The 13,549-nt window shown below is 43.3% G+C and carries 11 protein-coding genes and 2 pseudogenes; 2 read left to right on the top strand and 11 right to left on the bottom strand.

All coding sequences use genetic code 11. The annotated features are described in order from the left end of the window. Nucleotides 1–114: 114 nt before the first annotated feature. The 10 genes and pseudogenes from ABLA33_RS02085 to ABLA33_RS02040 form a co-directional block, all read right to left on the bottom strand. Nucleotides 115–1,608: an NADH-quinone oxidoreductase subunit N gene (locus ABLA33_RS02085; protein ID WP_347719048.1), complete on the bottom strand. Its 1,494-nt coding sequence runs from the start codon at nucleotides 1,606–1,608 to the stop codon at nucleotides 115–117. A gap of 24 nt (nucleotides 1,609–1,632) precedes the next feature. Continuing rightward, on the bottom strand, nucleotides 1,633–3,153 hold the full coding sequence (locus ABLA33_RS02080; protein ID WP_311490517.1) for an NADH-quinone oxidoreductase subunit M: 1,521 nt from the start codon (nucleotides 3,151–3,153) through the stop codon (nucleotides 1,633–1,635). A gap of 13 nt (nucleotides 3,154–3,166) precedes the next feature. Continuing rightward, on the bottom strand, nucleotides 3,167–5,107 hold the full coding sequence (nuoL, locus tag ABLA33_RS02075) for an NADH-quinone oxidoreductase subunit L (RefSeq protein ID WP_347719047.1): 1,941 nt from the start codon (nucleotides 5,105–5,107) through the stop codon (nucleotides 3,167–3,169). 17 nt (nucleotides 5,108–5,124) lie between these two features. Further along, nucleotides 5,125–5,439: an NADH-quinone oxidoreductase subunit NuoK gene (nuoK, locus tag ABLA33_RS02070; RefSeq protein WP_183694150.1), complete on the bottom strand. Its 315-nt coding sequence runs from the start codon at nucleotides 5,437–5,439 to the stop codon at nucleotides 5,125–5,127. A 14-nt stretch (nucleotides 5,440–5,453) separates the two neighbouring features. Beyond that, nucleotides 5,454–5,966 carry an NADH-quinone oxidoreductase subunit J gene (locus ABLA33_RS02065; protein ID WP_347719046.1) on the bottom strand — a complete coding sequence of 171 codons (513 nt, stop codon included), beginning with the start codon at nucleotides 5,964–5,966 and terminating at the stop codon, nucleotides 5,454–5,456. Between the two features lie 117 nt (nucleotides 5,967–6,083). Then, nucleotides 6,084–6,548, bottom strand: a pseudogene (locus ABLA33_RS02060) (4Fe-4S binding protein); the annotation flags it as partial. 13 nt (nucleotides 6,549–6,561) lie between these two features. Further along, nucleotides 6,562–7,647 carry an NADH-quinone oxidoreductase subunit NuoH gene (gene nuoH, locus ABLA33_RS02055; protein ID WP_347719078.1) on the bottom strand — a complete coding sequence of 362 codons (1,086 nt, stop codon included), beginning with the start codon at nucleotides 7,645–7,647 and terminating at the stop codon, nucleotides 6,562–6,564. Between the two features lie 106 nt (nucleotides 7,648–7,753). Then, nucleotides 7,754–9,436 carry an NADH-quinone oxidoreductase subunit D gene (locus tag ABLA33_RS02050; RefSeq protein WP_311490520.1) on the bottom strand — a complete coding sequence of 561 codons (1,683 nt, stop codon included), beginning with the start codon at nucleotides 9,434–9,436 and terminating at the stop codon, nucleotides 7,754–7,756. After that, nucleotides 9,433–10,071 (bottom strand): NADH-quinone oxidoreductase subunit B, encoded by a 639-nt coding sequence (locus ABLA33_RS02045; protein ID WP_311490521.1) that lies wholly within the window; start codon nucleotides 10,069–10,071, stop codon nucleotides 9,433–9,435. The genes ABLA33_RS02050 and ABLA33_RS02045 overlap by 4 nt, the downstream gene beginning before the upstream one ends. After that, on the bottom strand, nucleotides 10,068–10,418 hold the full coding sequence (locus ABLA33_RS02040) for an NADH-quinone oxidoreductase subunit A (protein WP_311490522.1): 351 nt from the start codon (nucleotides 10,416–10,418) through the stop codon (nucleotides 10,068–10,070). Before ABLA33_RS02040 ends, ABLA33_RS02045 begins: the two co-directional genes overlap by 4 nt. Nucleotides 10,419–10,992: 574 nt before the next feature. Between ABLA33_RS02040 and ABLA33_RS02035 the strand changes: the two genes are divergently transcribed. Then, a complete protein-coding gene (locus ABLA33_RS02035) occupies nucleotides 10,993–11,580 on the top strand; it encodes a helix-turn-helix transcriptional regulator (protein WP_311490523.1) in 588 nt (195 codons plus the stop codon). A gap of 253 nt (nucleotides 11,581–11,833) precedes the next feature. Then, nucleotides 11,834–13,303 carry a leucine-rich repeat domain-containing protein gene (locus ABLA33_RS02030; RefSeq protein ID WP_347719045.1) on the top strand — a complete coding sequence of 490 codons (1,470 nt, stop codon included), beginning with the start codon at nucleotides 11,834–11,836 and terminating at the stop codon, nucleotides 13,301–13,303. A 157-nt stretch (nucleotides 13,304–13,460) separates the two neighbouring features. On the opposite strand, the pseudogene ABLA33_RS02025 reads toward ABLA33_RS02030, so the two are convergent. Beyond that, nucleotides 13,461–13,549: pseudogene (locus ABLA33_RS02025) on the bottom strand (UDP-2,3-diacylglucosamine diphosphatase); the annotation flags it as partial.

Genomic DNA, 13,549 nt, shown 5'->3' with positions numbered 1-13,549 from the left:
CTATTGATGTTCTTTTTCTGATTCAAGGCGCAATATACTATTATTTTATTGCATAAAAAAATAGCGGCTTCCCTTATTGTAAGAAAAGCCGCTAAAGATAGAAGTTTACACTTATTAGAGTGCTCCAAGCATCTTATCGATGCCGTAGGAAAGTGTGTCAATATAGTTATAGAAAACACCACCGATACCCAGCACGATAACACCTGCTGTACAGATAACGAGAGCTACACGCGTATAGCCATCAGATTGGAACTGAGCTATAGGATGTTCATTCTTCTTGATATACATGGCCTTTACAATCAACAAGTAATAGTAGAGTGAAAGAACTGTGTTAATCAAAGCTATCAGTACAAGCCAGTGGTAGCCTGCATTGAACGCTGCCATAAAGATGAAGAACTTAGAGAACATACCTGCAAAAGGCGGAATACCTGCCAAACTGAAGAGGCAAAGCGTCATGATGAAGCTCAAGTGTGGATTTGTTTCATAAAGTCCGTCGTAGTCGTCGATACGAATCTTTCCGCTGTTTTGTTCAATCACATTGATAACAGCGAAAGCACCTAAGTTGGCTACCATATAGACGAGGATATAGAACACGATGGATGTCATGCCCTGAGCCGTCCCTCCCATAATGCCGAGTACGATATAACCAGCTTGGGAGATGGCAGAGAAGGCCATGAAGCGCTTTAGATTTTGCTGCTGAATGGCAAAGATATTTGCCAACGTGATAGAAGCGATGATAATCCAATAGAGACCTGTGTTCCACTCGGCCATCAAAGAGTCGCCTGCAAAAGCCTTCACGAGAACCGTAAAGAGAACGAAAGCAGCACTACTTTTTGAGATAACACTAAGATAGGCTGTTACTACGGTCGGCGCCCCCTGATAGGTATCAGCTGTCCAAAGATGGAATGGTACCAAACTAATTTTGAAGCCCATACCTGAAAGGAAAAACGTTAGACCAATAACGCTGAGAAGCGTATCACCAGAGAAGAGAGCACCCACACTGCTATAGTAGAGCGTACCAGTGGCACCATAGATGAGCGAAAGACCATAGACAAGAAGTGCGCTGGAGAAGAGTGCCAACAAAATGAACTTGGCACCCGCTTCTGCACTCTCATAGCGATACTTATCGTAAGCTACGAGAGCTGCCATAGGTACACTGGCCAACTCCAAGCCGATGAAGAACATCAAGAAGTGCCCGCTACTGATCATAAAGTACATACCGAGCAACGTGAATAGCGTAACGAGATAGAACTCGCCTTGCTTAACAATGTTCTCTGGGCGACGCAACCAACTATTAGCCATCAGAAACACCACAAGTGTTCCAATATTAAGTACCGACTTAATAACAGTCATCATCGGCGTATGCTGGTACATTCCGCCAAAGGCTTCTGTTGCCTGCATACTACCATTGCAACAGGGCAACAGGTTGATGAGTGTATGAATAGAGAGAAGGCCTATAGCTACATAGTTGATAGCTGAGGGCTTCTGGCTAATGGTCTCCCCTTCCTTAGGCTCTTTGCACATAAACAAGTCGGCCAAAAAGAGGATAAGAATGACAGCCAAAAGGCTTGCCTCCTCGGGCATATGTAAGAATTGTGAATAATCCATTGTCTGTTTTTATTCTTTAAGAGATTACATGAACGGATTGAGATTCGTATTGGCGGCAAAGGCTGTAATATGTTCTACGACTGGAGCTACACCAGAATTTATCATATTACTTACCCACCACGGAGCAGAACCGAGGGCTGCAATCGTAGCGATGAGGCAGATAACAGCGAAACGTTCTTCCCAATGAGCATCGTCAAGCTTCAAGTGTTCTTCATTAGTGGAAACTCCATAAAGGATTTTACCAACAAGGCGAAGAATATAGACAGCTGTGACAACAATGCTAGTGCAGGCTGCAATAGTCAGCACACGATGGAACGTGTCGGCATTAGCAAAGGAACCAACAAAGATGGTCATTTCTGCAACAAAGCCGCTGAAGCCTGGAAGACCGAGATTAGCCAAACCAGCTATCACATAGCATACAGAGAGGAACGGCATAATCCGCATCAAACCGCTCATCTCACGGATATCACGTGTATGCGTGCGGCCATAGATCATACCAATGAGGGCAAAGAAGAGAGCTGTAGTCAGACCGTGAGAAAGCATCTGCAAGACTGCACCAGTAGCCGCTACTTGGTTCACCATCAGAATGCCGAAGAGCACCAAGCCGCAGTGAGACACTGAAGAGTAAGCATTGATATACTTTAAGTCGGTTTGAACACAAGCTGAGAAGGCACCATAGACAACTGAGATACCCGTTAGTACGAGGAAAATCCAGCCTAAGTCCTGTGCTCCTTGCGGCATGAGGAACATAGCGATGCGGAAACAGCCGTAGCCACCAAGCTTCATCAATACACCTGCGTGCAACATAGACACTGCCGTTGGCGCAGAAGCGTGACCGTCAGGACTCCAAGTATGGAAAGGAAACAGTGCACCGAGAACACCGAAACCGGCAAAGGTTAGCGGGAACCAAATATGCTGCTGGGCAATGTCGATTAAGTGAGCACCATTCTGCTGATGGGCAATGTCGAGAATATCCATTGTCTGGCCACCTGCTCCATAGAAGATACCAAAGATACCACACATGAGGAAAGCAGAACCGCCCATAAGCATGAGTGTCAGCTTCATGGCTGCATATTCTTTAGGACCTGTGCCCCACACACCAATCAGCAAATACATCGGGATAAGAGCTACTTCATAGAACATAAACATGGCGAACATGTCGATGGAAATGAAGAAACCATAAACACCTGCACTCAGCAGTGTGAACCACAAGAAGTATTCCTTGTTCATGTGCCAAGAAACAAACGTTCCTGTAAACACGATGACGGAGGAGAGCAACAGCATTGCAACAGAGATTCCATCGACTCCGACGGAGTACTTAATGTGCAATGGTGTAATCCAATCGAAAGAGGCGGTGAACAACATTTCTGCCGTATTACCAGCAGCTCGTTCTTGAAGGAAGAGCACTGTGAGGACAGCAGAAAGGATGAGCAAGCAGGTACTACCCGCTACCATCACGCCTCTAATACTTTTTTGATCTCTTGCTAGCCATAAACCGAGCAGCATGAGCAGAGGAATCAGTACAAATATTGATAAGAAATTCATATATCTGTCAGTTTTAGAGGATCATAACTAATAACAGGGCGAGAGCACCCAAGAAGAATATAAACGCATACTTCTGAATAGAACCACTCTGGAAACCACGAATTTGGAAACCTAGTTCGTGAGTTCCCCAAGCCAAGAAGTTGAAGAAACCGTCAATATATTTACGGTCAAACTTAGCGATAGTTCCAGAGATGTACTTGAAGATGATGCGGTGCGTAATGAACTGGTAGACTTCATCTAAATAGAAACGCTTATATGCCCAACGATGGAGATGCGGTGCTGCATTCTGCATTTTATCAGCAACAGGTTGTTTCTCTCCCTTGTAAATCCAAGTGGCAAGACCAATAGAGACAAGTGCGATGACACAGCTCTTGGCACCCAAGAGCCAGTTGAAATGTGCTAGGAAGTCGTACGCGAATCCATCAGCAGAAATAATCTTTCCAAAAGGAATAAAACCAGCTACTAGCGTAATAGCTGTGAGGAACAAAAGTGGGAAAGTCATTGCCAAAGGACTCTCATGCGGATGGCATTCGGCATGATGTTCTTTGTTCTCTGTTCCCCAGAAGATACCATAGTAAAGGCGGAACATATAAAACGCTGTCATAGCAGCAATACCTGTCATCACCCAGCCCATCACTGGACTATAAGCGAAGCTAGCTTCCAAAATCTCATCCTTCGAGAAGAAGCCTGAGAAAGGAGGAATACCTGAGATTGCCAAGCAAGCGATAAGGAATGTCCAATGAGTGATTGGCATATATTTACGCATCCCCCCCATTGCACTCATTTCATTACTATGAACTGCATGGATAAGGCAACCAGCACAGAGGAATAGTGTTGCCTTGAACATAGCATGGGTGAAGAGATGGAACATACTTGCCATATAACCGATACTAAATTCATGGTTGATCAATTCAGGACTTGCTCCACTAGGCAGAGGCATGCAAACTCCCAAAGCCACCATCATGAAAGCTATCTGAGAGATAGTAGAGAAAGCCAAGACACGCTTAATGTCACTCTGTGCGCAAGCAACTGCCGCAGCATAGAAAGCTGTAAATGCTCCAACCCAAGCCACAATATGAAGAGTGTCGGGAGCATAGGCAATCCAAAGAGGGAACATACGTGCCACCTGGTAAACACCAGCAACGACCATGGTTGCAGCATGAATCAGTGCACTAACAGGCGTTGGGCCCTCCATTGCATCAGGAAGCCAAATATGGAGTGGGAACATAGCACTCTTACCTGCACCACCAATGAACATAAGGAACAAAGCTGTGGGCAGCATAAAGGCTGCACCTGCAAATTCACGCACGCTACCTGTTTCAACAAAACTGAAACTAAAGGTTTGTGCATAGAAACCATAAATAAGAATACCAATGAGGAAGAATAGGTCAGCAAAACGTGTCACAATAAATGCTTTCTTACTAGCTGCAATTGCGGGCTTTTCAGTATAAAAGAAACCAATGAGCAAATAAGAAGATACACCTACAAGCTCCCAGAAAAGATACATCTGGAAGATATTTGTAGCGACAACGAGGCCAAGCATAGACATGGTAAAGAGACTCAGATAGGCGTAATAACGCTGAAATCCACGCTCTCCATGCATATAACCAAAAGAATAAATGTGTACCATGAAAGACACCGTAGAGATGACGATAAGCATCATCACCGAAATCGGGTCTAACAGGACACCCATATCGAAGTGAAGATTGCCGAGAGGCAACCACGTCATATTGTATGGCACTAAAGCTTGATATATGCCTTGTGCGTTGCGTCCAATGCCAAAGAAGTACTCAAAGGCAGTGTAGAGCGAAAGCAAGAAGACAAGTCCCAAGCTAGTTGTACCAATAAGTCCAGCAACCTTATGGCTCAATTTGTGACCGAAGAGTCCCAAAAAGAGAAAAGAGCAAAAAGGCAATGCCAGAATCAGAATTGTATATAAAAATTGAGTTTCCATTGTGCATTAAAAGTCTTTTACCATTTCATCTTTGTGAGCTTGTCAACAGACGTATCCTTGATTAAACGGTAGATATTGACCATGATGGCGATGGCGATAGCGCTTTCAGCAGCCGTAATGGCGATGGAGAAAAGCGTGAAGAAGAAACCTTCCGTATTACCGCTTTGTCCGTAGAGCATGCGGTTGAATACTGCGAAGTTGATATCCGCAGAATTTAGCATCAATTCGATGGATAGAAGGATTGCCAATGTGCTGCGGCGGGTAAGAAATCCAAAGATGCCAGCAAACATCATAATGGCAGAAACGATGAGGATATAATTTAATTCAATCATAGCTGTCTTTCGTTTTATCGTTTACGGGCAATGAGCAACGCTGCTACAATGCAAGCAAGGAGCAGAACGGATACAGCCTCAAAAGGAAGCAAATAACCATTGAAGTCCGTTGAGAGCATAGAAACACCTACTTCCTTGATTGGAAGAACATTCTCGTCAGGGGCATCCAGGGAACTGGCAAGGAACTCTTGCTTAAAGATGGCAAAGAGAACTATACCAAATCCCACCAGACTCAGGAGAGCTGAAGCAAATATCTTTGTCTTCGTATTCTCGCTCAGTCGATCCTTCTTTCCTCTTGTCAGCAGGATGGCAAAGACGTACAGCACAACAACGCCACCGGCATAAACCATGACCTGGACAGAACCAAGGAAGGTGTAGCCCATCAGGAAGTACAGACCTGCCGTACCCAAAAGAGCAAAGAACAGGTAGGTGGCAGCACGGATGATACTCTTCGATAGCACGCAGGCCAAAGAAGAGCAAGCAATAATAGCTGCCAAAATGATGAACATTATATTATGGGAATCCATTGTTTGATTTGATTTTTAATTATTAGCGGCCGCTGTTTCTGTTGATGAAGCGGCTGGAGCTTCTGGTTTTGGAGCTACTGGAGCTGCAGGCTTTGCCACAGCTGGACGAGCCACAGGCTTGCGTTCTTTACACTTGCTACCTGGCTGATTGAGCTGCTTGATAAGTTTTGCACGGTCAAACACTGCAGTTTCATAACTTTGATCAAAAGTGATGGCATCGTGAGGACAAACGCGTGTACAGATTTCGCAGTACATACAAATACCCTGATTATAGATATACTTATCCAGCACCTTCTTCTTCTTTCCATCCTCTGTTTCAATCATCTTGCTCACAACGGTAATGGTATCGTTTGGGCAATTGATCATACAGAGTCCGCAGGCTACGCACTTATGTTCATTATTCTCATCGTGAGGCATTACTAAACTTCCACGAAAGCGATCGAACATAACCAGTTCCTTACGATTTTCAGGGTACTGTTCTGTAATCTTTTTAGTGAAAAGTTCGCGCATTGTGGTTCTCAAACCAACAGTGAGCGTTTTAACGCCAGCGAACAGCCCTTGTAAATATGAGTTTTCTTTCATTGTTACAATTCGATTACACGTTAATACCCAAGCCCAATGTCACAACAAGCGCCATGAGCAGAAGATTCAGAAGACTAATAGGCATCAGATACTTCCATTCAAGTGAAAGGATGTGGTCGATACGCAGACGAGGAAAAGTCCAACGTTCCCACAAAAGCAATACAAGGATAAAGAACGTTTTTCCCACGAACCATACAATTCCAGGAATATAGTTCATAACCTCGTTAAAGCCGTCCAAACCAGCAATATGTAGCGGAGCCCACCCACCTAAGAAGATAGTAGAGGCCATTGCAGCGCAGATAAAGAGGTTCAAGTATTCAGCCAAATAGTAATAACCGAAGTGCATACCAGAATACTCCGTGTGATAACCAGCAGTCAATTCTGATTCACCTTCTGGAAGGTCAAACGGACCACGATTACACTCTGCATTTCCAGCAATCAAGAAGATAAGGAAGGATATCAGTGCAGGAATGTGTCCGCGAACGATATTCCAACCTTGGTCAGCCTGTTGCTGAACAATTTCGCTGATTTGCATCGTTCCACAGAGGGTCACCATAGTCAGCATAGTTATACCGATAGAAATCTCGTAGCTGATGAGCTGTGCTCCAGCGCGCATAGAACCTATCATAGGATACTTACTATTAGAACCAAGACCCGCCATCAGAATACCTACGACACCGATACCGCTAACAGCAATAAAGAAGAACACGCCTACATTAAAATCCAAGACTTGGCCACCCTTATTCCAGGGCAGGCAGGCGAAAGTCAGCATAGAAGCTGTTACAACCAGATATGGGGCTAAGTCGTGAAGGAAACGATCCGACTTACGCATACGGATAATTTCCTTGGTGAGCATCTTGAATACATCACCGAAGACCTGCAGCAAGCCCCATTTACCGACACGATTCGGACCGAGACGGCACTGGAAGAAGGCACAGACCTTACGCTCCATATAAATGAGGGCAATGGCGAAGACTGCGTAGAGCGTAATGATAATTAGCGCTACAACTATCGATTCCAGCAGGATGGCAGACCATTCGGGGATAAACTCCGTCAGCCAATCGTGGATCGCCGTCGTCCAAGTAGTTAAATCGAAAATATTTGAATTCATTGCTTAAATGAATAATTAACAATATACAATGAATCGTCGTGGCATTACCCACAAATGATTCTTCGTTGATTATTAATTGTGGATTAAATGAGATTTATCTGTCAATGTCTGGTACGACGTAATCGAGAGTTCCGTTAATTGCCATCATATCTGCAATCAACTCGTTGCGACAAGCAACATCCATTGCATTGACAAGTGGCAGACCCGTTGAACGATAATGTAAACGGTACGGACTCTTATCGCCCTTACTCTCAAGGAATACGCCGAATTCACCACGGCTACCTTCTACGCAGCTGTAGTAAGTTCCTGTAGGCACTTTAATAATAGGCTTCGTCTTTGCTTGGAACGTACCTTCGGGGATGTTATCGATAAGTTGTTCTATAATGTGCAAACTCTCTTCCATCTCGTCTATACGGTTTAGCAGTCGGGCGTAGCTATCACCTTCCGTACGTACAACTTCATTGAACTCAACTTTGTCATAGGCTGCATAAGGCTGACGTTTACGAATGTCATTGTGCCAACCTGATGCGCGGCCAGAAGGCCCTGTCACACCCATGTTGCGAACTTGTTCGTTGGTCAGGATGCCCACGCCAATAAGACGATTGCGTGCGATGACATTATTGATAAAGATATCGTAGTATTCCTTAATACCTTGACGCATCTTAGGAATAAACTCTTTTACGCGCTTCTGGAAATTAGGATGCAAATCATGGCTCACACCGCCAATCATATTATAATTGATGATAAGGCGTCCACCACAAGTTTCCTCGAAGATATCGAGTATCATCTCGCGGTCGCGGAAACCATAAAGGAATGCAGACGTTGCACCCATATCCTGACAGAGGCAAGAGAAGAAGAGGATGTGAGAGTCGAGACGCTGAAGCTCATCCATAATCGTACGGATAACTTGAACACGCTCACTCACTTCTATTCCTGCTGCTTTCTCAATGGTCATACAGAGAGCATGGCGACTTTGCGTTGCTCCGAGATAATCCATACGATCGGTCAATGCCAATGTTTGCGGATAGGTGTATGTTTCATTGAGTTTCTCAATACCACGGTGAATATAGCCAAGTTTTGGATCTATTTTCTTGATACGCTCACCCTCGAGTGCCACGCGGAAATGGAGCACACCATGAGTAGAAGGGTGTTGCGGACCAATGTTAACCATATAATCTTCTGGTGTAAACACCACATTGGTAGTTTCCTTAATAGAACCATCGGGCATTCGATCATACTGCGTTGTCGTGTCAGACAGCACTTCATTGGTCATACGTAGCGGATTTTTCTGCTCTGTTTCATCGTCCTTACGCATAGGATAGCCTTCCCAGTCTTCACGCAAAAAGACACGGCGCATATCGGGATGACCTAAGAACTTGATACCATAAAAATCGAACACTTCACGCTCATATATATTGGCAATTTCCCACAAATCAGAAACTGTCGGAAGGAACGGATTTTCACGATCCGTTGTCACCAGTTTGATATACTCACGCTTACCCGTATCTGTTGACCAAAGATTGTAAACACAGCCGAGACCTTCTTCTTGCCAGTCTTCTCCCGTAATGAGTTCGAGCATGTCCATCTTTTCCTCATCCTTGAGGCGTTCCATTTCTCTGTGGAATTCATCGATGGTTACTGTGCGAGGATGTATCTCATTCTCGGCAGGGGCGGCTGGAGCAGCAACTGCAGAAGGAGCCGCAGGACGAGTAGCTGCAGGTTTTGCAGCAGACGCAGGCTGTTGAGCCTGGACTTTCTTTTCTTCTAATTCGCTCATGCCTCTTCTTCCTGTTTAATAATTTCGCTTTCCTGTTTTGCTATCTCAGAACGACTCATAGGATCTTTTTGCTTACGATTGGTAGTACCGAAGAAATTTTCGGCCTTCACAATACGCTGCAATTGCATCATGCCATAAAGGAAGCTTTCAGGACGCGGAGGGCAACCAGGGACGTAAACATCAACAGGGATGATTTCGTCAACACCCTTCACTACGTGATAAGATTTCGTGAATGGACCTCCGGCTACAGCGCAACCGCCAATAGCCACGACATACTTAGGATCGGCCATCTGATCGTAGAGACGACGCAGAACAGGAGCCATCTTATAAGTAATAGTACCATTCACTAAGATTACGTCAGCTTGACGAGGACTGTTACGTGTCACTTCAAAACCAAAGCGAGCAATGTCGTAGCGAGCTGCACAAACTGCCATAAATTCGATACCGCAACAGCTCGTAGCGAACGTCAGCGGCCAAAGCGAATTTGAACGGCCCCAGTTGATCAAATCGTCGAGCGACTTCACAACAACATTGGCTCCGTTTTTATTCAACTCTGCAACGAGTTCCTCATAAGTCTCGTTGTCATTGAACTCCTCGTAAGGAATGTTCTTGATTTTGGGCCTTTTCAGTTTCATTCCCATTTCAATGCTCCTTTCCTCCAGGCATAAGCCAAGCCCAGAACTAAGACAAACAGGAAAAATCCGACTACCATCAAACCCATCAGACCAAGGCTTTTCATCACCACAGCCCAGGGAAAGAGGAACATCGTTTCCACATCGAACATAAGGAAGAGAATAGCGAACAAGTAGTAGCCTATACGGAACTGCATCCATGCACCTCCACGTGTCGGAATACCACACTCGAAAGCCTCATCCTTCTGCGCGTTGAAGCTGCGCGGTGCCAGCAGATTGGCCAACACCGTGACAACACCCACAAACGCCAGACCCGTCACGATAATCGTGACAAATAAGGTAAAGTTCATAGCTTTAATGTGTTATTTATAAATTTAGTTGAAGTTCTCTGGTAAGACGCAAAAGCACATGAAGAAAGTCTCGCAGATTGGCTTAGAAGCAAAAAAACGCCGTCATCCTCTTGACAGAAGAGACGGATACGACGAATCAGCGGAAGGGCACACTTGTCCTCCGCTCCAATCCAAGCATTTTCAAGCGATGTGTTGCAATCACATCGAATGATAGAGAAATTCTTCACTTCTTTTCGTCTTATGGAGCGCGAAGGTACAAAGAATAATTGGGAAAAAGAAATTTATACTCTTATCTCTTGCGTTCTCCTATCGTGTCTTTAAGCTATTTCATCTGGTTTTTAAACTGTTATCCATACACCTAACTTTCTTAAAAAAAGTTAGATATAGTAGTCATTCTTCATATTTTTCTATCATCCGTTTTACAAAAAATAGCCTCTAATTAGCATTAGAGGCTATTTTATCCTCATGGATGAAATTCGAATACCAAAGAGTTTTTCTCCTCTTTTTTGAAGAATTTGTCAGAGATTTATCGTATAGCTTTGTATATTTGCAACATAAAAAAACATAGTAGCGAATGAAGTTTACTCCACAAATAGCTATCATTACAGCAAACCCACTAGAGGGAAAAGGCCTTGCTGAAATGATTAAGCGAATGATGCCAATGGGTGAAGCTTGTATTTTTCACGACTTTGAAGAAATGCAAAAGGAGAACAATGGGCAATTTTTCCACTTTTTTATTACAGGTCACGTTCTCTTACAACATTCTGAATTCTTTACTCCGTTGTGTCATCGTACCATTGTCTTGATCAATGGTACTGATACTGGTTGTATCCCCAATGCCTTTCGCACAATCAATACACACCAAACAGAGACAAACTTCACACGACAATTGCTCAGCATTTTCCACAGTGGACACGGTACCAACTCGCAAACACCTCGTCCGCGCATCCTCCCTACCCCACTAACTCCGCGTGAAACAGAAGTGCTACACTTTGTAGCTATGGGACTAATCAATAAAGAAATTGCGGAAAAGTTGCAAGTGGGGCTTACCACTGTCATCTCCCACCGAAAGAATCTTACTGAAAAACTTGGTATCAAATCTGTCAGCGGCCTTACTGTATATGCTGTCATGCACGGGATAGTAAAGCTGGAAGACATTTAAGGTCCAACTAAGGAGTAGCATTCTATAAACCTTTAAATCATACTCAATAGAAAACGACACCTGTTTCTGATTTTACGTAAAATTCCGAAACACTTTTAGTATTTTTCTATCCATTGCTCTAAATACTGTTGCAATGAATTAAATAAGAGTGTATATTTGCAATATAACACGATAATATTCACCCTCTTGCATACAAGAATCTATAGCTATAGCACTATTCTATAATTTTACTCATCTTAATTCTATATTGCTTATGGATAAGAAACTGTACTTCGTATTACTACCGATTTTCTTGGTACTATCTTTCTTTGCATCTCTGCCTATACAGGCTCAGTCTAAGCTAACATACATAGCTGACGGAAGTGTTCCCATACAAAGTTTTTCTGTTCGAACCATCACTCCAAACACAACTGTGTCTGTAAAATTCCCAGATGGAATTGTAGCTGAAGCGGTGAGCGATAACGAATACCGACTCACACAGTTTGCCCATCGAATCAAAGATGTCCCAGCTCCTTGGACGATAGAAATATCTGTTGAAGGAATTGCGTCTTTCGCCTCTCAGCAAACAGGTATCACAAAAGTAGATCTTACAGGCTGTAAAGAAATCAAACGACTCACGCTACCTTATCAAAATCTTGAAAGCATAAACCTTTCCGGACTCGAGGAAATGGAAGAACTTTATCTCCATGGCAACACAAAACTAAAAGCTTTAGATGTTACAGATCTTACCGAACTTAAAATTCTCAACATCTCCAACACTGAGGGATTGGTTCCAGTAGGTTTGAATCATTGTACAGCACTCAGCTATCTGTATGCGTACAACTCTTCTTTAAGCAACCCTGACCTCTCGGCGTTAACAGAACTACAAGTTCTTGATTTGACGAATACAAAGACCTCATCCATAGATCTTTCTAAAAATACAAAGTTGCAAAGTGTTGAATTGACAGATAATCTTTTAACCGACGTGAATCTCTCCGCTCTGAAAGATTTGATAAAATTAAATATCAATGGCAATAAACTACAACACATTGACCTCCATCAGAATGCAAAGCTCGTTGAACTCAATGTAAGTAGCAACCAACTTCAAACACTCAACATTGTATTGGATTCACTGACCTCTTTGGATTGTGGTGCCAACAGACTCCCGATTTCTCAACTGCCAATGCGAGGAAACTTATCTACTTATATCTACTGGCCACAAAAAGATTTTATGGTAGCACAGCAAGTTGAAGTAGGAAAACCTTTAGATTTAAGCCAAGAAGCAGAAGCTACAGGCGTTGCACAAAGCAAGAAGAAAACAGTTTTCTTTGTGTACGATTCTGAAGGAAATATGCTTTCAGAAGGCGATGATTATACTTGCACTAATGGTATTTTCACTTTCTCCAAAGCATTTGATAAAGCTCTCCGAATAAAGATTAAGACCGCTGCTTTCCCTAAACTAAAAGATAAGGCTTCTCTCTATAGCACATACTTCAAGGTGGTAACTCCCACTACTGGCATCAATTCCACTACTACAGCTAAAGACCCCTATTTTTCCACGACTCCAGGCCATTTAACAATCGTCCTCACAGATAAATCAGCCATTATTTCCATCTACCAACTTGATGGTAAATGTGTTACAAAAACATCTATTGAGCCGAACAGCCCTCTATCCCTACCACTACCACAAGGCGTTTATCTTATTGTTATCGGTGACAAATCTTTCAAGGTTATTATTCCATAATTTAAAAAAACTATTTACGGAATTCCACATAACCTTTACACGCTAAAAAAACAAGAACGGAATAATAAAAACAAGCGAAGTCGAAGGAAATAGACCTTAGACTTCGCTTTTGTTATGGGAGAAAAACACGGACTGTTATGAATGTGTCCTATGTTTTTTATGGGTTGGTTTCGCCTTCGATAAAATTCTCCATGAAGATATGCTCTCCGTCAAACACTGCGTAAGTAAACTTATCAATCCAATCAC

The organism is uncultured Alloprevotella sp. (assembly GCF_963536905.1).
In the GTDB taxonomy this organism is placed as follows: domain Bacteria; phylum Bacteroidota; class Bacteroidia; order Bacteroidales; family Bacteroidaceae; genus Alloprevotella.
Note: the sequence above shows the minus strand (reverse complement) of the source record. Positions and strands in the feature narration are given on the sequence as shown.